We start from the raw sequence: 21,138 nt of genomic DNA, 5'->3' as shown, positions 1-21,138 counted from the left end.
CCGTTTCAAGGAGCGTTTTACTTTTTTTTGATACATATTTTTTTACTTTTTTATTTAGTATCTAAATTTAAGCTATTTTTATAAGCGTTGGAAAGCTTCCGAGGTAACGAGGATTAGTTCAACAATGTATATAGCCCATAGCTGGTAAGGTGCCTAAACCAAAGGCTTGGGCGCATTTGCGAAGACCGCCAAATTTTTAAATTTGGCTCGTTAGAGAAAATAAAATAACAAGAAAATTTAAAAATTCGGCTCACAGCTTAACTGAAAAGTCCGTACCTTTTGCACGCTACGGGCCATATACTGGACCGTTGGCAAACATTTGAAAAATGACAGAAACGAACGATAATAACGATGGAATAATAGTCGGAGAAATTTCCAAAGTTGCGAATAGTAACTCAAGAATTAACCGAATTTTAAGTATGTTTTTAGACCATTGTATTATATGTCTTTTAATTGTGCCGTTAGGATTTCTGATTTTTGGATTAGGAGCATTAATGAAGGACAATCTGAATAACGGAATTGGAATAATTTTGGTTTTTATTCCATTCTTCATTTATTTAAATAAGGACTTTTTCAAAGCCAAAAGTCCAGCAAAACGGATTTTAGGGTTTCAAGTAATTGACCGAAAAACGAATAAACCAGCGAATGAATTACAATGCTTTGTGCGGAATTTGACTATTTGTGTTGCTTGGCCATTAGAAGTTATTATTGGACTCATAAATCCTGAAAGGCGAATTGGCGATTTTATAGCAAATACGAAAGTTATTGTGTCGGAAAAAGAAAAATTTAAATCGATTTGGACTGATTTAAAAAACACGAAATTGAAAACAAATTTCATCGGAATTTTAATAATTGGCGGAATTTATTTTTATGGATTAAGTCTTTTATTACCCGGAATGAATTAAAAAAACGATTTGCCAACAATGGCTATAAGTAATTGCTTGTTATCGCCTACTTCTGAAAATCCTAGCGGATTTTCAGTTTGGTGTGTACTTGCAGCAACTACTCATAGCCTAAACCGTTGTGATGCAATAAAAAATGGACAGTAACGAAATTGGAATTGAAGGAGAAGAAGCTGTCAACAGAATTGCATTTGACACTTATTTGAAATATTGGTGTTTTCCTAATCCGAAAGATGAATTAGGAAACAAAAAAGAAATTTGCGACTTACTAATCATTTTTCAAAATCACCTAATAATCATTTCAATAAAAAACTATTCTTTTAAAGGGAATTATGAAAGATACTTTCACTCAACTCTAAAAAAGGCTATTGCTCAAATCCACGGTGCTGAAAGAAAATTACTTAATAAGAATAACAAAATCAGCTTTAGTCATCCAGAAACAGGTGCTTTTGATTTTTCATCTGAAAACTATGATAGTGTTCATAGATTAATAGTGAATTTAAATACTGTTCCTCTATTTCACCCTGGAGGATTGGTTACAAAAAACAACGAATTTGCTCACATTTTTAATTGGAGTTCATTTTTGGGAATCGTCACAGAATTAAACACTATTCCAGACTTCATTGAATATCTTAAAGAAAGAGAAATAGTTTTCAAAGAAACAGAGCTTGTGATGATGCTCGGACAAGAAAACGATTGGGACATAGATACTAACAAATCCTTTTTTAATTACAATACAGAATTATTAAATGATAAAAAACGTTTCATTTTATTCTCTGGAAGCGAATTAGACTTACTAGCTGATTATCTTTTTAACGATAGAAAGTTCAATAAAAACTTTTATTCTGATGAATATAATGGAGCTAGTTTTCAATTAGATGGTAAATGGCAAGAATATCTAAAACGAAAAGAAGTTCAAAAAAAGAAAAAGAGTGATAGAGTCAGTTATTTCGTTGACGAATTTGTTAAAAGAGAAGTGCTTTACAGAAACAACCCAAACAACATTAAAATTGCCACAGAACTTTTGTCATTAAGTAGGTTTGAAAGAAGAATTTTTGGACAGACATTTTTTGAATTTCATAATCGTTATAAAAATGAAAATGGATATTTCGTTGCTAGGCGATACGGAATTATTAATGATATTGTTGTTGCAATGGTTTTACACGGAGAGAAAATGGAACACGAACACGTAATGATTTCTATGCAATTAGCAGCCGAAGGTTATTGCGTTTGGGACAAATACAAAGCCGATAAAATAATTGTAATTTCTACTTCAAATAAACTGACTCATTTTAAATTTGGATTTATAGAAAACCTTGAACCATTTCCAAAAGAAAAAGAAGCTGAAGTAATTGAAGATTTGAAGCTGTTTAATTGGTTTCAGAATATTGAAAGAATAAATATGAACTTTAAAGAATATCCCGAATAACGTTTGCCAATCGAGTAGACGGGTGACGACCTAACGGTCGCCACTGCGCCTCTCACACCACCCCCGCATCAAGTGCGGGGGGTCTCGTATACGGCGGTTCGTAAATCTTCACGCCAAAGCTCTTTCCACCTTTGACACTATCTTCTAGTTTAAGTATAGGCTACCACTAGTGCTCCTATACGAATTTTGAAGAGAATTACGTTCAGTCCTTCCTTACTCGTGAGACCTATGCGCTTTTAACACAACTCGTTTCCCGTAAGTACTATGACCTTTTCTGATTGAAAATGACGTCTTTAGCGTTACTTCTCCAATAGGTCAACTCGTAACTTTGGAGACCTCCCCAGGTAATGGCACCTTCTTTATTCACACATTCTTATTTTATATTATGGAGTTCATGATAACGCTTCGCTAAATTCACTCAATCCCTGCCGTATCTACATATTTACCCTTTTGTTAATCTTAGGGCGTTACAATGATGTGCTTGCTTACCCAAGTAAATATGCCTCTGTATACGGTTCCTGCTTGGCCTGTCCTGAGCTTGACTCAGGGTCTGTACCGAGCTTTGTAGTCTCGCTTCCTTCACTGCATACCTCACGGTAAACCAACTTGCAACTTACTAATGCTTCAAGACGTTACTCCTGCGCATAAGGGACTTGCACCCTCTAGATTAATTATTTACCTTTCGGTAAATCAAAAGATACCCATGCTGGGCACACACAAAAAATATAAGTAATAGCTTCCTATCGTCAGCTACTACTCATATTCAAAACGTTGTAGGTAATTAAAATGATAATTAAGAAGGAAATAAAAGACGATCACGAATTCTACCTCTACTTCAATGGAAAGCTGATTTTTAAGAAGTGGTTAGACCAAGGTTATTCTAAAGTCTTTGACCATTTCGCTTGGGGCAAATACACGGAAAAGAGTATCACGGACTTTGATTTGGAAGAAACTCCTCCTCTTTATCATGTAGAGTGTAGATTGACTTTGTTCTCAAAAGAAGAAGGCGGACGGGAAACTCCTATAGGAAATGGATACCGACCAAATCATGTCTTTGAATACGAAGAAGATGGGACTCTCAAATATACTTTTATAGGAGATTTTCAATTTGGTGAGAATAATTTATTAGAGCCAGGAACGACCCAAAATGTAACTGCAAGATTCTTGACACATCAACCAATTGAGCAGTATTTAAATATTGGACAGAAATGGTGGATACATGAAGGACCTCGAAAGATTGGAGAAGCTGAAATGATTAAAATTGAGTTACCTGAAAAATAATAAAAACTACCTACAACAACGGTAGCCGTTGCACAACTCATAATTTTAAATAAAGTAATAAATTTTGACAGCAAATAACAACTATAACTAATTTAAAATCAACGTATTGTTATTTTGAAAGCAAAAAAAATTAAGCAGGAATTAGAGTGTTTTATAGTTGTGCAACAGCCACACCGTGTAAAAATAATTGCTTGGTTCTCGCCTACTCGGAAAATCCTGCGGATTTTCTATTTGGTTTATATTTGCTAAATTACGTGCTTAACCACGCAACAAACCATATACAAACACGTTAGATGTAATTTTACCATTGAAAAATAGTCAGAGCAAAAATGAGTACACCAAGAAAAACACCGCATAAATCTTGTGGTATAGAGGGGCTGAAAATTGAATTAGATTTTCTATACGAAGACTACGAGTATGTTAAAAATCAAGAAAATAGTGGAGATACAATTGCCAATTACTTCGAATCCTTAACATCAAAAATTTTTGAATTAGCAATAGGAAGGTACTATTTAGAAGGAATTTGTACTGATGATTTTATGGAAATGCTAAAGAAATCTTCACTGGCTGCTTGCAACTATTTCAAATTAATTACTAATAAAGGAAAGGAAATTCAATATAATTGGGAAGGCGGTTGTTACTCAGCAATATACAAGGATGAAAGAATACATCATACGGCCGATTCTATTTTAAATTGTGGATTGAAAGCAGCAATAATTACTAACCAAAATCAAGAAATTGAATACCTCTCAAATATTGATTTGTCCAATATTGTTGTAAAAAACATGCTAACAGGCGGAGCATATTCTTTGCGAACATTAGCCCTACAATTATTATGCAGTAGAAATATAAAACAGGGTACAGAATGCTTTGATACCATAGAGAAGCTTCCACCACCAAGTAGAAATTTAGACGCTAAACTCATAGATTCAGAATGTAAAATTCTATTGGCTTTGGAAAAAAAACACTTTGACAAACTCCCTAAGCTTATTGACGATAATTTAATTATTCATAAAAAGATGTATGATAATGATTCTCGGAATTTGAGATATAACTACTTTGGTTTAATATCTATCCATAACCTTGCATCATTGATTTTAGCTCGTAAAAAGCAAATGATACTTGGTATCAAAAATCAATACATTCCTAGTGATTTATTTGAAGCATCAATAAAAAACATCTAACAATGGTAGCCGTTGCACAACTCATAATTTTAAATAAAGTAATAAATTTTGACAGCAACGAATAACTGTAACTAATTTAAAATCAACGCATTGTTGTTTTGAAAGCAAAAAAAATTAAGCAGGAATTAGAGTGTTTTATAGTTGTGCAACAGCCACAACGTGTATAATTCATTACAACATACGGATTAATAACACTTACGCATTAGAAACAAAAAATCCTGCACAAAGCAGGATTCTTATTTATATTGATATGATGCTGAAATAAATTCAGCATAACACTAAGCTACAAACAAAGGCTTGTCCTTCATCATAGTGTTCACTTTATCCTTAATGGTTTCTAAAACGGCCTCATCTTCAAAATTAACAATAACTTCGTCAATCAACTCTACAATAGCCAGCATATCATCTTCTTTTAAACCACGGGTCGTTACAGCAGAAACCCCCAAACGAATGCCAGATGTTACAAACGGTGATTTATCATCAAAAGGCACCATGTTCTTGTTTACGGTAATATCTGCTTTAACCAAGGCCTGCTCGGCATCTTTACCAGAAAGGTTTTTGTTACGGAGATCAATCAACATACAGTGATTATCTGTTCCGCCAGAGATAATGTTATAACCTTTGGCTACTAAAGCCTCTGCCATAGCTGCAGCATTTCGTTTTACCTGTAATTGGTAATTTAAAAAATCGTCTGTTAATGCTTCTCCAAAAGCAATCGCTTTAGCCGCAATAATATGCTCTAAAGGGCCTCCCTGGTTTCCAGGAAAAACCGCAGAGTCCAATAAGGATGACATTTTACGAAGGTTTCCATTTTTTAGGGTAATTCCAAACGGATTGTCAAAATCCTGTCCCATCATAATGATGCCACCTCTTGGACCTCTTAAAGTCTTATGTGTGGTGGTGGTTACAATATGACAATGTGGTAACGGATCGTTTAAAATACCTTTCGCTATCAATCCTGCTGGATGTGAAATATCTGCCATTAAAATAGCACCAACACTATCAGCAATCTCTCTAAAACGCTTAAAATCAATATCCCTAGAATATGCAGAAGCACCAGCAATAATTAATTTTGGTTGCTCTTTAGTCGCTACTTCCTGAATCTTATCATAATTTAAAACACCTGTCTCCTGCTCTACGCCATAAAATACAGGATTATAAAGCTTACCGGAAAAGTTTACCGGAGATCCATGGGTTAAATGACCTCCATGAGATAAATCGAAACCTAAAATTTTATCGCCTGGCTTTAAACAGGCATGATACACAGCAGTATTGGCTTGACTTCCAGAATGTGGCTGTACATTTACATAAGCAGCTCCAAACAATGCTTTTGCTCTATCAATAGCTATTTGTTCAACTTCATCAACAACTTCGCAGCCACCATAATACCTCTTGCCCGGATAACCTTCAGCATATTTATTAGTTAACACAGAGCCTGCAGCTTCCATAACCTGGTCACTTACAAAATTCTCTGATGCAATAAGTTCAATACCATGTAGTTGGCGTTCCTTTTCAGCTTGAATAAGTTCAAAAATTTGTTCGTCGCGTTGCATAAAATTAAATTACGGAAGTGGTTTAAGCTTTTTCGATTGAAGCGAAAAATAACAATTTCCTGCCTGCGGCAGGCAGGTATTCCCACAAGAAGGCTTTTTTGAGCTGCATAGCATCGCTACCGAGCAATAAAAAGGCAAAATGTAGGGGTAAAAGGGAATTTTGCAGCCAATTGCAAAAAGCTTAAACCACTTCATGGTTAAATATTCGGCAAAAATAGGAAATAGAATAATTAATCACATCAAAAAAGGGTTATTTACTTTTAAGTTTTTAACCATTTTATTAACGGTTATATTAAATACATCATTTTCATCCTTTTTTTCATTTAAAATAAAAAAAATGTGTAGGTTTGATGAGAATTTAATACATAAATACATTTAAGTTATGCCATTATCAGCTAACAATCCAGATAGAAAATCGTGGTTACACGTAGATAAGAATTCAGATTTTCCCATTCAGAATATTCCCTTCGGAGTTTTCTTAACCCGAGACGATATTATAACCATAGGAACACGTATTGGCGATACGGCCATAGATCTTGGTGCTTTACATCAATTAGGTTATTTTGAGGGGATTCCTTTAACAGAGGATATTTTTCTTCAAGATACTTTAAATGATTTTATAGCAGACGGTAGAAAAACATGGCGTTTGGTGCGTAATAGAATTGCAGAGATTTTTGATTCTGAAAACAGCGCCCTTAAAAACAACAAAAAACATAAAGAAATTGTATTATTTCGTTTAGATGAAATTGAAATGCAATTACCTGTACATATTGGGGATTATACAGATTTTTACTCAAGTAAAGAACATGCTACCAATGTAGGAACCATGTTTAGGGATCCCGATAATGCCTTATTGCCAAACTGGCTACATATTCCAGTTGGGTACCATGGGCGCAGCTCTTCCATTATTCCTTCTGGAATACCAGTTCACAGACCACAAGGACAAACATTACCTGGAGAGGCTGAAGAACCTATTTTTGGGCCTAGTAAATTAGTTGATTTTGAGCTGGAAATGGCTTTTATAACTACAGATGCCAACGACTTAGGGGAATCCATTCCTATTGAAGAAGCCGAGGAATACATTTTTGGACTCGTCTTATTTAACGATTGGAGCGCTCGAGATATTCAAAAATGGGAATATGTACCGTTAGGTCCTTTTTTAGCTAAAAACTTTGCGTCTTCAATTTCACCATGGATTGTAACACTTGATGCTTTAGAGCCTTATAGAGTTGAAGGTCCTAAGCCCGTAAAACCACAGCTTAAATACCTTCAATATAAAGGAAAAAAGAGCTTCGATATTAATTTAGAGGTTTCTATACAGCCACAAGGTGCCAAAGAAACGATTGTTAGTAAATCGAATTTTAAATATATGTATTGGAATATGGCACAACAATTAGCACACCATACGGTTAATGGTTGTCCTGTAAATTCTGGCGATATGATGGGAAGCGGTACTATTTCTGGACCTACACCTGATTCTTATGGGTCTATGCTGGAACTTTCGTGGAAAGGTGAAAAACCACTTAAAATGAAGGATGGCTCAGAACGTAAGTTTATCAACGACCACGATACTGTTATTATGAGAGGTTTTTGTGAAAAAGAAGGCACACGGATCGGTTTTGGTGAAGTTTCTACAAAATTACTTCCCGTTTTTAATCCTAAAAAGAGCAAATAAAATAAGCTACTTCATGGCAAAGCCTTGTACATAAAAAATCAATAACAAAAGTTTAGTTATTATACTATAATTATTTTTCTGGCTATTATATAGATAGTCTATATAACGGTTTTATGATTAGTAAGAAAAAACTTGCAATAAATTAAACAGATATCCATTTAAACGGATTTATTGGTATTTTATCTATATTTTTAGTATTTTGGCATAACTATTGGGTTGGTGCCCTAAGTAACCAATAATATTCAATCTATGAAAAAACTACTACTTTTTACAATAGGTCTTTCTATACTTGTCGCTTGTGGCGCAAAAAAGCAAGTAGAAACCGCTGTTAATTCTGGTAACTACGATCAAGCAATTACAACAGCATTAGATAAGCTTAAAACCAATAAAAACAAAAAACGTAAATACGATTATGTTTTAATGTTACAGGATGCTTACTACAAAGCGACTGAGCGCGATTTAAATAATATAAATCATTTAAAAAAAGATAAGAATCCCGAGTTATATAGAGACATTTATGAAGCTTATTTGGATCTAGATGCGCGTCAGGAAGCTATTAAACCCATTTTACCACTAGTGGTAAATGGTAAAAATATTTCTTTTAAATTCAATGATTACAGCAATAACATTGTACAATCCCGTGAAAATGTTTCTGATTATTTATATGAAAAAGGATTGGATTTATTGGAGCTGGAAGATAAATCGCAAATTAGGGAAGCCTATAATGTTTTAAGTTATATAGAAGCTATAAACCCAAATTACGAGCAGACCAGAAGCTTAATGAAAGAGGCTCATGAACGTGGTACTGCCTATGTAAGTGTCACGATTCAAAACCGTACCAATCAAATTATTCCGAAGCGTTTAGAAGATGATTTGCTAAACTTTGATACCTATGGATTAAATCAATTCTGGACCGTATACCATGCGCAGCCTAACAAGGCTATTAAGTATGACTATGCCATGCAGTTACAATTAAAACAGATTAATATTTCGCCAGAGCGTATTAAAGAACGTGAGTATATAAGAGAAAAAGACATTGCCGACGGTTGGGAATATGAATTGGACAGTAATGGCAATGTTGTTAAAGATAGTTTAGGTAACGATATAAAGATCGATAAAATAGTTAGGGTTAAAGCACGCTTTAACGAGTTTACCCAAACAAAATCCACACAAGTCATTGCAGATGTTGTATACCTAGATATAAAAACAAAACAGCTGTTGGACACTTTCACTATTGATAGCGAGTTTGTTTTTCAAAACCTTTTCGCGAGAATGAGAGGCGACAAAAGAGCTTTAGATCCTAAAGACCGAAAAATACTGAATAACAGAAGAGTCCCCTTCCCTAGTAACGAACAAATGGTTTATGATACTGGTGAAGATCTAAAACTAAAGTTAAAGGATATTATTAGCTCGTATAGGGTTAAGGGTTAAACTAAAAGAGGCTGTCTTTTCAGTCAGCCTCTTTTAGTTTTATCAATGTGCTTCAAATAAACCTATTTAAGTCAATCCCTTGAATGGCACCATGAGATGCATGTGCAACCACGACCCCGTTTTTAATAACCATTAATTGAGGTGATTCGTGTACCACTTGAAACTTAGACCCTACTTCATTAGAAAGCGCTCGGTAGTTTAGCAAATCCAAATAATATAAATCCAGATCTTTTTCGGTTAAATGGTAATGATTAACAAACTGTTTTATAACCATACTACTAATACCACAACGTGTAGAATGTTTAAAGATAACCTGTGTTTTGGTAGCAGACTTTTTTTCTATAAAATCCAATTGAGGCATCTCATTTAAAGGAATCCAAGGTATCTCCTTCTCATCTTTCGTTTCATTAGTTCCTCCAAATATTTTATTTAACAATCCCATTTCAAATATGCTATTTTTTTCATTGAATAAATAAGTCGAATCATTTCCACAACCTTACAAACCGACAAAAAGTCACTTAAAACACGGCTTTTACAGACATTCTGTCTCTTAAAATATGTTGGTAAGATTATTGACTTACTAAAGGTGTAAAAGTAATTAAATATTGATAAAACAGATTCCCGTCTTCACGGGAATAAAAAAAACAAATTGATGAATCTAAATAATTATACAATAAAATCCCAGGAAGCCATTCAGCAAGCACAGCAAATTGCGCAAGGTTTCTCACATCAACAAATTGAAAATGAACATATCTTTAAAGGTATTTTTGAAGTTGATGAAAACGTTTTACCATTCATTTTAAAAAAATTGAATGTAAATATTCCCATACTTCAACAAGCTTTAGATAAACAATTGGAAAGTTTTTCAAAAGTTACAGGTAGTGAACTTATGCTATCACGTGAAGCTGGTAAAAGTCTTAATGAAGCATCGATCATTGCTAAAAAAATGAAAGATGATTTCGTTTCCATAGAGCACCTCATCTTGGCCGTTTTTAAATCGAACAGCAAAATAGCACAAATGCTAAAAGACCAAGGGGTCAATGAAAAAGGCCTAAAAAGCGCTATTGAAGAATTACGTAAAGGCGAAAATGTAACCTCGCAAAGTCAAGAGGACACCTATAATTCATTAAACAAATATGCAAAAAATTTAAATCAATTAGCAAAAGACGGGAAATTGGACCCTGTTATTGGTCGTGATGAGGAAATACGGCGGATCCTTCAGATTTTATCACGTAGAACCAAAAACAACCCCATACTTGTCGGAGAACCTGGAACAGGTAAAACAGCTATAGCCGAAGGCTTGTCACATAGGATTATTGATGGGGATATTCCTGAAAACCTTAAGGACAAACAAATTTTCGCCTTAGATATGGGGGCCTTAATTGCAGGAGCTAAATATAAAGGAGAATTTGAAGAACGCCTAAAAGCCGTTATTAAAGAAGTAACCTCTAGTGAAGGTGATATTGTTTTATTTATAGACGAAATCCACACACTTGTAGGTGCCGGTGGCGGACAAGGGGCTATGGACGCAGCCAATATTTTAAAACCAGCTTTAGCCCGAGGTGAACTTCGTGCCATTGGAGCAACTACCTTAAATGAATATCAGAAATATTTTGAAAAAGATAAAGCTCTGGAACGTCGTTTTCAAAAAGTGATAGTGGACGAGCCAGATACAGAAAGTGCCATCTCCATATTACGGGGTATTAAAGAGAAATATGAAACACATCACAAGGTTCGTATAAAAGACGAGGCCATTATTGGAGCTGTTGAGTTATCCGAACGTTACATAACCGATCGCTTTCTCCCAGACAAAGCTATCGACCTCATGGATGAAGCTGCTTCCAAACTGCGTATGGAAATCAATTCCAAACCAGAAGAACTGGATGTTTTAGATAGAAAAATCATGCAATTGGAAATTGAGATCGAAGCCATTAAGCGCGAAAAAGATGAATCCAAACTAAAATCACTTAGGTCCGATGTAGCCAATCTAAAAGAAAGCAGAAATGAAATCAACGCAAAATGGAAAAGTGAAAAAGAAGTCGTAGACAATATCCAAAATACAAAACAAGCTATTGAAAACTATAAGTTAGAAGCAGAACGTGCCGAACGAGATGGAGACTATGGAAAAGTAGCAGAGTTACGTTATGGAAAAATCAAAGAAGCCCAAGAAAAACTCGATGTATATCAAAAACAATTACAAGCACAGTCTGAAAATTCTTTGATTAAAGAGGAAGTCACTTATGAAGATATTGCTGAAGTTGTTGCAAAATGGACGGGAATTCCAGTAACAAAAATGGTTCAAAGTGAACGTGAAAAATTACTGAAACTTGAAGCAGATCTGCACAAACGTGTTGTAGGACAAGAAGAAGCCATCGTAGCGGTAAGTGATGCTGTTAGGAGAAGTCGGGCAGGTTTACAAAATTCAAAAAAACCAATTGGTACCTTTCTTTTTTTAGGAACAACCGGGGTAGGAAAAACAGAGTTAGCTAAAGCCTTGGCAGAATACCTCTTTGATGATGAAAATGCCATGACCCGTATCGATATGAGCGAATACCAAGAACGACATGCTGTAAGCAGGTTGGTTGGAGCCCCTCCGGGCTATGTTGGCTATGATGAAGGCGGCCAATTAACCGAAGCGGTAAGACGCAAACCATATTCCGTAGTACTTTTGGATGAAATCGAAAAAGCGCACCCAGATACTTTTAATATTTTATTACAAGTATTGGATGAGGGGCATTTAACTGATAACAAAGGGCGTGTAGCAGACTTTAAAAATACGATTATTATCATGACCTCCAATATAGGGAGTCATTTAATACAAGAACATTTTGGAGCTACCAAAGACATGTATTCTGCCATTGAATCGGCAAAAATAGACGTCTTGGGCTTATTAAAACAAAGTGTTCGTCCCGAGTTTTTAAATAGGATTGATGATATCATCATGTTTACACCTTTAAACAAAGAGAACATCACAGCCATTGTCGGACTCCAATTAAAAGCACTTACAAAAATGATAGGACAACAAGGTATTACTTTTGATGCCACACAAGAAGCTATAACCTATTTAGCAGAAAAAGGATATAATCCTGAATATGGCGCAAGACCAGTAAAACGTGTTATCCAAAAAGAAGTCCTAAATGCTTTAAGTAAAGAAATATTATCAGGGAAAATTGCTACAGATAGTATTATTTTATTAGATGCCTTTGATGATAAATTAGTTTTTAGAAATCAAGTGTTAGAAACAAAACAATAGTAATACCAAATAAATTTTAAAATGCACCTTAAATAATTCGAATTATATAGTGCTCAGATGAACAATAAATTCAAGCATAGCATGAGCTACGGTTTTATTTTCTTGTGAAATATGAGTGCTCTAGAAACAAATTATAAGGTGTGTTTTAATGTTTAATTGGTATAATTAGATACATAGTGGCTTACCACGGGGATATTTAATTCAAATTTAAGGGGATTGTTTAAAAACAATCCCTTTATTTTAATTTTCACACCAAAAATATACCGTTTGGTATATTTTTGGTATATTTGTTAAATAATGACTACAAAAGCTGCACTTACATCCCAATACATACTAGAAATAGCTGCTCCTATTTTTAATAAGAACGGCTATGCTGCAACGAGCTTGAGTGATGTAACCCATGCAACTGGCCTAACCAAAGGTGCTATATATGGTAATTTTAAAAACAAAGAAGACTTAGCTATAGCCTCTTTTGTGTTTACTATTAAAAATATGATGAAACAAATTGCCCATCATTTGTCTAAAAGTGATTCTCCTATTGAAAAGCTATTTCTTATAACCGATTTTTATAGAAACTACTACGATTATAGCAAACAACTTGGGGGCTGCCCTATTTTAAATATTGGTGTAGATTCCAATAATCAAAATACCCTTTTGCTCCAAAAAGTAAAACAGGTTATTGAACGTATTCAAGATCAACTAGCAACAATCATTGAGGATGGCATCGAAGCAAGGGAGATCTCATCAGAAATAAATGCTATGTATTTTGCTAAACGATTAGATACCATGATACAAGGTGCTATATTTATGACCTACACCATGGATGATGATTTTTATATAAAAGATACCATGGATTTAATAGATGATATGATAGGCAAAGAACTAAAGATATAATATTTTTTTAACCAAAAATATACCGTTTGGTATATTAATTAACATATATATGGACCAATTATTAGATGTTTTACAAAGCAAAACAAAAATCAGATTTCAAGACTGCGACCCATTTAATCATTTAAACAATGGAAGTTATATAAACTATTTTATGAATCATCGTGAAGATGCTTTGATAGATCATTATGATGTGGATATTTTTAAAATAGCCAAAAAAGAAGGTAAGGCTTGGGTATCCAGTAGTAACCAAATTGCTTACTTAAAACCTGCTGTTTTAATGGAAACGGTTGTTTTAGAGTCTCAATTAATACGTTTCTCTAACAGTGAACTGCATGTAGAAATGCGCATGTATAATGAGGACAAAAGTCATTTAAAGGCCATTATCTGGTGCGGTTTTGTTCATTTTAATTTATTGAAACAAAAAAGAGAGACCCATACAGAAGATTTAATGCAACTTTTCGAAAATATTAACAATCCTGTTAACACCTTTACATTTGAAGAACGTTTAAATCAATTAAAATCGAATGCAACCGTAAAAATTTAATTTAACTTGTATTTCTAAGTACATGACAAAAATTAATTTTAAATCAATCTCTTATTTTAAAGCATTAGTGTCCGACTAAAGACGTAAGACCGCTTCGCTATTTGAACCAAGAACAAAAACTTGATTGTAACTAACAGACAAACAGAGACACCTCTATTGTTTTACTTTCTGAAACCTAAATATTTCTTGTTTGTTTTTACTTGTATTAAAAAATCCGTAATGCTTTTACTTATACTATTATTGATGGGATTCTAATTATAGTCTATAGTTTTTATCGGACAACAATAATTTTAAATATTTAGATTCGATAAGACCTTAAAAATAAATTCATACTGCTATACACAGAATCGTAGGATTATATTTTTTCCTTATTTTTTGTTCTGTATTTATTTTCTTTCATACAATACAAAACATCGTTTTCATAAAAGTTTATCTGCAAATGATACCTTTTTTCATTTAACCAACCTGATAAAATTTACTCAAATAAAACTGAAGGTAGTATTTATTAACATTTAAAAAATCTTCGGTTATATTTTGAAATTCCTCCGTATCGCTTTCTAATACTGTGATTTAAAAAATAAATTAACTAATTACGGCATAATTATTGTTAATAAAAAAATATGCTTTTATGTGAATTTTATTTCATTTTAAATACGTAAATTTGTTTTGTATGGACACTAAAACTATACACCAATTAGTATTAATTTCTGGTTTATCCCCTTAATAAACTTTTAAAACCTACTTATAATGATGGATATATACAAATATATTGATTATACACTTTTAGACCCCACTTCCACAGAACGTAATATTATAGATCTATGTTATGAGGCAAAAAGAAATGGTTTCTATTCTGTTTGTATTAATAGTTCATATGTAGCACTAGCGCAACAGTTATTGGAAAACACAGATGTTAAAATTTGCTCTGTTATCGGGTTTCCTCTTGGATCTATGGCAACAGCCTCAAAAGTTTACGAAGCAAAGCAAGCCATTAGTGATGGAGCAGATGAAATTGATATGGTTCTTAATCTTGGATTTCTTAAAAGTAATAATTATGTCTCGGTTTTAAAGGATATTATCGATGTTAAACTTGCCATAGAAGATAAACCTTTAAAAGTTATTCTAGAAGTTTCAGAGTTGAACAAAAATGAAATCATAAAAGCCTGTGAAATTTCTATTGATGCCAATGTAGATTATATTAAAACATCTAGCGGTTTTTCAAAAAGCGGGGCCACATTAACCGTTGTTAAAATTATAAAAAAAACGGTTAAGGATTTTGTTAAAATTTGCGCATCTGGTGGTATTAAGGATATTGAAACTGCTAAAAAATATATTGATATAGGCGTTAGTAGAGTTGCTACTTCATCAGGTTTTAAAATAAAACAATCCGTTCAAAAATTAAGTTACAATAAAAAAGCTTAAAAATAAAGGCTTTAAGATCGATTAAAGCCTTTTGTTCGTATATAAAGTAAGGTAACATCTTAAATAATTCAAGATTTCATTCGAATAATATTAATTAACTTCAACAAAGCCCCATATGAAACCAATCAATGAATACATAGATCATACACTTCTAAAAGCAAATGCCACAGCAAACGATATTACTATGCTTTGCGAAGAGGCCAGATTACATAAATTTTTCTCTGTTTGTATAAATAGCTGCTATGTATTTTTTGCCAAAGAAAAATTACTGGACAGTAATATTAAAATTTGTAGCGTGGTCGGTTTTCCTTTAGGGGCAATGAGTACTAAGGCCAAAGTAGCAGAAGCCACATTAGCTTTAAAAAATGGAGCTGATGAAATTGATATGGTTATTAATATTGGCTTATTAAAAAGTAAAAACTTTGATGGCGTACAGAAAGATATCGAAGCGGTAAAAAAATGTATGCCAAATAATATCTTAAAAGTTATTTTAGAGACCTGCTATCTTGATGAATCCGAAATAACCAAAGCCAGTGAATTAGCGATACAAAGTGGTGCAGATTTTATTAAAACATCAACAGGGTTCGGGCCTGGTGGAGTTACATTAGAGGATGTAAAGCTCATAAAAGACGTTTGTTTAAATAGTACTACCAAAATAAAAGCTTCTGGGGGTATAAAAAATTACAAAACAGCCTTAAAGTACATCAACTTGGGAGTTGATCGGTTAGGCACTTCATCCGGAATAGAAATTCTAAAAGATGCTTTTTCAAATTCAAACTACTACTAATACCAAATAAACTTCAAAATAACTGGTGCTCAGCTTATTTGGATATAAAACACAGCCTAGTTACGATTTCTTTTTCCGTTTTGTAGAAAGGGAAAAAGGATATTTTATTACGGCAAATTCTAATATAAAAAATAGCAAAACAAATTATGGGTAAGGTGTTGTAAAAATACCATGTCTGATTATTTATTCAACTTTTACCTGCTCAAGATCAATCCTTGATAATTCTTTTAAGCCGTTATTCACATATAAACTATCCAAAGACAACAAGTTTATATTTTTATTAATCGGTTTAAAATTAATATAATCTACAAAACGGATCCCTTTCACATAACGTTCATTATAAGCTTCCCGAAAACGCAGGCCTACACCATCGTCTTCGGCATAAGAATACGCTAAATAATCCACTTTAAAAGTTTTAATATCGATCCAATATATAAACTCATCTTCATAATCTTCACCACCACCTTCTTTATCAAAAGTAATTTTTATTTTATGATAGTACTTATTCTTAATAGCAACCTTGCCCAAATATTTTTTATTTACCGCTGGGCTGTTTAAGCCATAAGGCAATACCGAGAAATAATGCACTGAGTTTATAGAACTGCTATACTTTACTGCCATACTATCTGGTGTATAAACAAAATCGTCATTTACAAAACGTTCAAAACCTGTATTGGTTAGAATATCTAAAATTGAATCGGTAGTATCTGTAGACAAGCGTCCGTATAAAAAATCCCCTTTATTACGCTTAGCCAAATAATGCTTATTTCTAAAATTAAAACGGATACTTGATGAGTCCAATAATACACCTCCAGAAACCTCAATAGCTTTATCTATAATACGTTGTGCATCATGGCTCTCACAATTCAAGAGAGATACGATAACAGAACCAAGTAACACGACCTTTTTAAATAATTTCATTCTTTTTTTGTATATTTTGTATAAGTCGTAAAACTGATTATTACTTACTAACGTGCCTATAAAATTATATTAATGCTTATAGCTAAATCCATATAAAACAACATGAATCTTCAGAGTAAAAAACCGAATTTCTTCGTTAAAAATACTCGCCGTAACTAAGCTATGCCTGCGCTTTTTATCTTGAACTTCTATTTTTTATTTCTAAATATTCTATGCCATTTTATATCGACTTAGCTATATACTTTAATCGGATGCTATTTTGTCTCTTCGAGGACAGTCGAAAGCTTCTTAATTTTCAAAAATCAGGCTCTAAGCTTAAAGTATACCAAATCCCCAGTAAACTTTTGTGCTAAAATATTAATAGAAGTTTCTTTTAACTGCAAGACTCTGGGATATCCACCGGTTGTTTGGCAATCCCTCATTAAAATAATAAGTTTTCCCGAGGGTGTCAATTGCACGGTTCCGGGTAATACTGCAGACGTAATAATGGGCTCTAAATCATTTTCTAAAGATTCTTCCATCTGATAAGCCATTCTATTGTTTTTTTTAGAAACGGTAAAACCTTTTGCAAATAACAGCCCTTGTTGCGCTTTTGAAAGTCTTTGAAATTCCGGCCCTTTAAAAACTTCAATATGCTTCGTAATAAAATGTGTCTCTTTTATCTTTATGGCAGCATGTTTCACGGCAAAGCCTTTTAATGGCACATCTATTAACAATTCATCGTTTTTAAACAGCTTCGATTGTTTTGTTACACCTTGATACATACTATAACTATGCATTATGTTTTCGGTCTTAAAACCTCCCAAAACAGCCAAATAAGACCTAAATCCAGAAATAAGCTTACCAAAAGAAACTATGTCCCCACTTTTTACCTGAACTGGTTTATTTAATTCTATAGGGATGTCATTTAATTTTGGTGATATATCTGCTCCAGATATACAAATACTGGTATCACAGTGCCATTCAAGAATTGGTCCAGTCATCGTCATTTCTATAACTGCTGCATGCGCACGATTTCCTAACAACACATTGGCCATAGATCCCGAATAGGCATCCATAACCCCAGAATATGGTACGCCATAGTCCCGATACCCATAACGGCCCAAATCCTGAATAGTAGTATATAAACCTGCTTTTAAAACCCTAATCATCAATCACCTTACTTTCTAATTGATAAACACCAGCCGCCACCAACGTTTTTATATCATGATATTCTTTAAGGGATATACGCTTAAAAACAATTTTATCCCCGGCATTTGCAAAACAAGGAACATCGCTTTTAGGGTTAAAAAACTCTATGGGAGAATTCCCTATAACGTTCCATCCACCTGGACTTTCACTAGGATAAATCCCTGTTTGCTCACCTCCTATTGCTACTGCGCCTTTAACTATCTCAAGTCTGGGCATTGATTTTCGAGGCGTATAAAGCTTTTCATTTAATCCGCCCAGATACATAAACCCAGGCAAGAAACCGATAAAATACACGGTGTAAACTGTTTTGGAATGGCGTTCGATAATGGATTCTGTAGACATGGCTTTCTCATGGGCCATCGCATCTAAATCTATCGCAAAAGTAGTATCATAACATACAGGTATTTTCCATTGTTTTGATATAAACTTAGGGCTTCGTTCCTTTTGACTGTATAGCTTCTTAAGTTCGTTTACCATAGTTTCAAAAGAAACAATAAAAACATCATAAACAATTAATAATGAGTTGTATGAAGAATTTAACTCAACTATACCTTTAATACTTTTGTTTTTAATTTTTGCTTTAAACAAAATAATATCAGAAAGGACATTTTCATCAATAACTGCTGGCCATTGAATTAAAACAGACCGTTCTCCAAAAGGCATATATGTGAGTTTATATATCACCTTATTTGAATACCATGACTTTTTAAACGAATTCCTAAATTCTTAATCAGATTTACAGCATTGGGATGATCGCCATGAATGCAAAATGTTTGGGCTTTTATTTCAATATAGTTACCTGTAATTGTTTTTACTTTTTGTTTTGAAATCATATTGAAGATATGGGCAAACAAATCATCTTCATTGTGTATGGTCGCAGAGGCTTCTTTTCTTGAAACCAATGTTAAATCGTCATTGTAATTTCTATCCGCAAAGGCCTCATAAATAATTGGAATATTTTGTGATAGGGCTTTCTTTTCTATAACCGACCCAAAGGGCACATAAAGCTTGATTGGCAATACCATCGTTTTCATAACTTCTATAATAACATCGGCCACTTTTTCATCAACCGCAGCCAAATTATACAAAGCGCCATGCGGCTTTATATGATGTAAGTTTCTGTGTTCCTCCCGCAGCACATGGATCAAGTCATCAACCTGCCCCTTAATACTCTTAAATAAAGCAGCACAAGGCATCTCCATATGAATGCGACCAAAATTCGCTTTATCCGGAAATGAGGGATGTGCCCCCATTTTAACACGATGTGCTTTAGCTAGCCTGATGACGCTGCGCATCGTATCTATATCGCCTGCATGCCCTCCACACGCTATGTTGCAAGAAGAAATAAAAGGCATGAGTTGGGGCTCATTACCAATCCCCTCGCCTACATCTACATTAATATCAATGGCATTTAGTATCACTAAAAAATATTTAACTGAAAAACTTTATTAAGTGTTGCTATAGATAGCAAGATACTAATTCCTAGAATTATAAACCCAAGGATATTTTGTTTTATGTTATTTTTATAGGTTCCTAAAATAGATGGCTTATTCATAATCCAAATTAAAAAGCCAGCAATGATAGGCAAAAGTATGCCATTGGCCACTTGGGCAAACTTAATAATATCGATAGGCTTTATGGCTAAAGACGAAAACAGTACGCCCAACAATAAAATGAACATCCATACCCCTCTAAATTTTTTGGATTTTAAATTAGAATTCCAGCCTAAACAACCGCTTGCTACATAGGCTGCAGCCAAAGGCGCAGTGATGGCACTGGTAACACCCGCGGCAAATAGCCCCATAGCCAAAAAGTATTTAGCAAAACTCCCAAATAGGGGCTCTAACCCTTTTGCCAAATCTGCTGCACTATTTATATCCTGGGACTGGATCGCTGCTGCCGAAATAATGATACACATAGACACCAAACCTCCTAAAACAATCGCTATAACCGTGTCTTTTCGTGCATATTTTAAATCACTTGTTTGATGCCATTTTTCCTTAACCAGAGAGGCATGTAAAAACAAATTATAAGGTACTACCGTTGTTCCAATTAATCCTATAACGGTTAATATGCTATCGTTTGAAAGCTTTGGAACGAAAAGACCTTTTAAAATTTCCAATATATTAGGTTTCGTTATAATGGCTGTGATCAAAAAGGCCAAGCTCATTAATATCACCAATCCAACCAATACGGTTTCCAACAGCTTGTAATTTCCTATATATAACAAAACAAAGGCTATCACTCCAATAACGACGCTTAAAGTATTTATAGAAACCCCGCCAATTTCTATATTCGGATTCCCGCAAATTGCTTGTAAGCCTAAAACACCACCACTAATATTGCCTGCTTCGTAAGCCGCATTACCAATCACTATAGCAGATAGAATTAGTAAAATAGTGCCCCCTTTTAAAAAAGGGTTCTTTATTTCTGTTCGTATGATTTCCGATAAGCCTTGCTGGGAAATAATCCCCAAACGTGCAGACATTTCCTGTAGCACCACTGTAGCGATTATAGACAATAACATGGCCCATAGTAATGAGTAACCAAAACCGACACCTGTAAGTGTACAGACCGTTACGGTACCTGGTCCAATAAAAGCGGCGGCAACCAACGGTCCTGGGCCTATATTTTTAAAAATATTTTTCAAACAAATCAAAAATAACAAATC

Annotated in this window: 18 protein-coding genes; 11 read left to right on the top strand and 7 right to left on the bottom strand. The window is 33.9% G+C overall.

The annotated features are described in order from the left end of the window. The first annotated feature begins 326 nt into the window (after nt 1–326). The 4 genes from PQO00_RS15180 to PQO00_RS15165 all read left to right on the top strand — a co-directional run bounded on the left by PQO00_RS15180 (nt 327) and on the right by PQO00_RS15165 (nt 4,796). Nucleotides 327–905 (top strand): RDD family protein, encoded by a 579-nt coding sequence (locus PQO00_RS15180; protein ID WP_274185702.1) that lies wholly within the window; start codon nt 327–329, stop codon nt 903–905. Nucleotides 906–1,038: 133 nt separating this feature from the next. Then, the gene (locus PQO00_RS15175; RefSeq protein WP_274185701.1) at nt 1,039–2,331 is read left to right on the top strand and encodes a hypothetical protein; all 1,293 of its coding nucleotides are present in this window, start codon (nt 1,039–1,041) and stop codon (nt 2,329–2,331) included. 786 nt (nt 2,332–3,117) lie between these two features. Then, nucleotides 3,118–3,612: a hypothetical protein gene (locus tag PQO00_RS15170; protein ID WP_274185700.1), complete on the top strand. Its 495-nt coding sequence runs from the start codon at nt 3,118–3,120 to the stop codon at nt 3,610–3,612. A gap of 329 nt (nt 3,613–3,941) precedes the next feature. Beyond that, nucleotides 3,942–4,796 (top strand): hypothetical protein, encoded by an 855-nt coding sequence (locus tag PQO00_RS15165; protein ID WP_274185699.1) that lies wholly within the window; start codon nt 3,942–3,944, stop codon nt 4,794–4,796. A gap of 278 nt (nt 4,797–5,074) precedes the next feature. Here PQO00_RS15165 and glyA read toward each other — a convergent pair whose 3' ends face one another. Continuing rightward, on the bottom strand, nt 5,075–6,349 hold the full coding sequence (gene glyA, locus PQO00_RS15160; RefSeq protein ID WP_274185698.1) for a serine hydroxymethyltransferase: 1,275 nt from the start codon (nt 6,347–6,349) through the stop codon (nt 5,075–5,077). A gap of 382 nt (nt 6,350–6,731) precedes the next feature. Here glyA and fahA point away from each other — a divergent pair, with 382 nt between their 5' ends. Next, complete coding sequence (fahA, locus tag PQO00_RS15155) at nt 6,732–8,024, top strand: fumarylacetoacetase (protein WP_274185697.1); 1,293 nt, start codon at nt 6,732–6,734, stop codon at nt 8,022–8,024. 249 nt (nt 8,025–8,273) lie between these two features. Next, nucleotides 8,274–9,455, top strand: a complete 1,182-nt coding sequence (locus PQO00_RS15150; protein WP_274185696.1) for a hypothetical protein — start codon at nt 8,274–8,276, stop codon at nt 9,453–9,455. 52 nt (nt 9,456–9,507) lie between these two features. Here PQO00_RS15150 and ytxJ read toward each other — a convergent pair whose 3' ends face one another. Continuing rightward, nucleotides 9,508–9,897, bottom strand: coding sequence for a bacillithiol system redox-active protein YtxJ (gene ytxJ, locus PQO00_RS15145; RefSeq protein WP_274185695.1), 390 nt, complete (start codon nt 9,895–9,897; stop codon nt 9,508–9,510). Between the two features lie 210 nt (nt 9,898–10,107). Between ytxJ and clpB the strand changes: the two genes are divergently transcribed. From clpB to deoC (PQO00_RS15120), 5 genes are all read left to right on the top strand, one after another. Further along, nucleotides 10,108–12,708, top strand: coding sequence for an ATP-dependent chaperone ClpB (clpB, locus tag PQO00_RS15140; protein WP_274185694.1), 2,601 nt, complete (start codon nt 10,108–10,110; stop codon nt 12,706–12,708). A gap of 297 nt (nt 12,709–13,005) precedes the next feature. Then, a complete protein-coding gene (locus PQO00_RS15135) occupies nt 13,006–13,602 on the top strand; it encodes a TetR/AcrR family transcriptional regulator (RefSeq protein ID WP_274185693.1) in 597 nt (198 codons plus the stop codon). A 49-nt stretch (nt 13,603–13,651) separates the two neighbouring features. Continuing rightward, nucleotides 13,652–14,146, top strand: a complete 495-nt coding sequence (locus PQO00_RS15130; RefSeq protein ID WP_274185692.1) for a thioesterase family protein — start codon at nt 13,652–13,654, stop codon at nt 14,144–14,146. Between the two features lie 747 nt (nt 14,147–14,893). Then, nucleotides 14,894–15,568, top strand: a complete 675-nt coding sequence (deoC, locus tag PQO00_RS15125) for a deoxyribose-phosphate aldolase (RefSeq protein WP_337992852.1) — start codon at nt 14,894–14,896, stop codon at nt 15,566–15,568. 115 nt (nt 15,569–15,683) lie between these two features. Continuing rightward, the gene (gene deoC, locus PQO00_RS15120; RefSeq protein WP_274185691.1) at nt 15,684–16,355 is read left to right on the top strand and encodes a deoxyribose-phosphate aldolase; all 672 of its coding nucleotides are present in this window, start codon (nt 15,684–15,686) and stop codon (nt 16,353–16,355) included. A 183-nt stretch (nt 16,356–16,538) separates the two neighbouring features. Here deoC (PQO00_RS15120) and PQO00_RS15115 read toward each other — a convergent pair whose 3' ends face one another. The 5 genes from PQO00_RS15115 to PQO00_RS15095 form a co-directional block, all read right to left on the bottom strand. Continuing rightward, entirely contained in the window at nt 16,539–17,276 is a 738-nt protein-coding gene (locus tag PQO00_RS15115; protein ID WP_274185690.1) for a DUF6503 family protein, read from the bottom strand. A gap of 302 nt (nt 17,277–17,578) precedes the next feature. Beyond that, nucleotides 17,579–18,427 (bottom strand): biotin-dependent carboxyltransferase family protein, encoded by an 849-nt coding sequence (locus PQO00_RS15110; protein WP_274185689.1) that lies wholly within the window; start codon nt 18,425–18,427, stop codon nt 17,579–17,581. Continuing rightward, the gene (pxpB, locus tag PQO00_RS15105) at nt 18,420–19,130 is read right to left on the bottom strand and encodes a 5-oxoprolinase subunit PxpB (RefSeq protein ID WP_274185688.1); all 711 of its coding nucleotides are present in this window, start codon (nt 19,128–19,130) and stop codon (nt 18,420–18,422) included. Before pxpB ends, PQO00_RS15110 begins: the two co-directional genes overlap by 8 nt. Nucleotides 19,131–19,147: 17 nt before the next feature. Further along, nucleotides 19,148–19,888 carry a 5-oxoprolinase subunit PxpA gene (pxpA, locus tag PQO00_RS15100; RefSeq protein ID WP_274185687.1) on the bottom strand — a complete coding sequence of 247 codons (741 nt, stop codon included), beginning with the start codon at nt 19,886–19,888 and terminating at the stop codon, nt 19,148–19,150. Further along, complete coding sequence (locus PQO00_RS15095; protein ID WP_274185686.1) at nt 19,888–21,117, bottom strand: Nramp family divalent metal transporter; 1,230 nt, start codon at nt 21,115–21,117, stop codon at nt 19,888–19,890. Before PQO00_RS15095 ends, pxpA begins: the two co-directional genes overlap by 1 nt. Nucleotides 21,118–21,138: the final 21 nt, after the last annotated feature.

The sequence above is a fragment of the Flavivirga sp. 57AJ16 genome, from assembly GCF_028736925.1.
Classification (GTDB): domain Bacteria; phylum Bacteroidota; class Bacteroidia; order Flavobacteriales; family Flavobacteriaceae; genus Flavivirga.
The sequence above is the reverse complement of the archived record's forward strand: the minus strand, read 5'-3'. Positions and strand labels throughout refer to the sequence as shown.

What these genes read in the sequence shown, in the direction of transcription:
- PQO00_RS15180 (WP_274185702.1), top strand. Translation starts at nt 327, where the DNA reads ATGACAGAAACGAACGATAATAACGATGGAATAATAGTCGGAGAAATT.
- PQO00_RS15175 (WP_274185701.1), top strand. Translation starts at nt 1,039, where the DNA reads ATGGACAGTAACGAAATTGGAATTGAAGGAGAAGAAGCTGTCAACAGA.
- PQO00_RS15170 (WP_274185700.1), top strand. Translation starts at nt 3,118, where the DNA reads ATGATAATTAAGAAGGAAATAAAAGACGATCACGAATTCTACCTCTAC.
- PQO00_RS15165 (WP_274185699.1), top strand. Translation starts at nt 3,942, where the DNA reads ATGAGTACACCAAGAAAAACACCGCATAAATCTTGTGGTATAGAGGGG.
- glyA (WP_274185698.1), bottom strand. Translation starts at nt 6,349, where the DNA reads ATGCAACGCGACGAACAAATTTTTGAACTTATTCAAGCTGAAAAGGAA.
- fahA (WP_274185697.1), top strand. Translation starts at nt 6,732, where the DNA reads ATGCCATTATCAGCTAACAATCCAGATAGAAAATCGTGGTTACACGTA.
- PQO00_RS15150 (WP_274185696.1), top strand. Translation starts at nt 8,274, where the DNA reads ATGAAAAAACTACTACTTTTTACAATAGGTCTTTCTATACTTGTCGCT.
- ytxJ (WP_274185695.1), bottom strand. Translation starts at nt 9,897, where the DNA reads ATGGGATTGTTAAATAAAATATTTGGAGGAACTAATGAAACGAAAGAT.
- clpB (WP_274185694.1), top strand. Translation starts at nt 10,108, where the DNA reads ATGAATCTAAATAATTATACAATAAAATCCCAGGAAGCCATTCAGCAA.
- PQO00_RS15135 (WP_274185693.1), top strand. Translation starts at nt 13,006, where the DNA reads ATGACTACAAAAGCTGCACTTACATCCCAATACATACTAGAAATAGCT.
- PQO00_RS15130 (WP_274185692.1), top strand. Translation starts at nt 13,652, where the DNA reads ATGGACCAATTATTAGATGTTTTACAAAGCAAAACAAAAATCAGATTT.
- deoC (WP_337992852.1), top strand. Translation starts at nt 14,894, where the DNA reads ATGATGGATATATACAAATATATTGATTATACACTTTTAGACCCCACT.
- deoC (WP_274185691.1), top strand. Translation starts at nt 15,684, where the DNA reads ATGAAACCAATCAATGAATACATAGATCATACACTTCTAAAAGCAAAT.
- PQO00_RS15115 (WP_274185690.1), bottom strand. Translation starts at nt 17,276, where the DNA reads ATGAAATTATTTAAAAAGGTCGTGTTACTTGGTTCTGTTATCGTATCT.
- PQO00_RS15110 (WP_274185689.1), bottom strand. Translation starts at nt 18,427, where the DNA reads ATGATTAGGGTTTTAAAAGCAGGTTTATATACTACTATTCAGGATTTG.
- pxpB (WP_274185688.1), bottom strand. Translation starts at nt 19,130, where the DNA reads ATGCCTTTTGGAGAACGGTCTGTTTTAATTCAATGGCCAGCAGTTATT.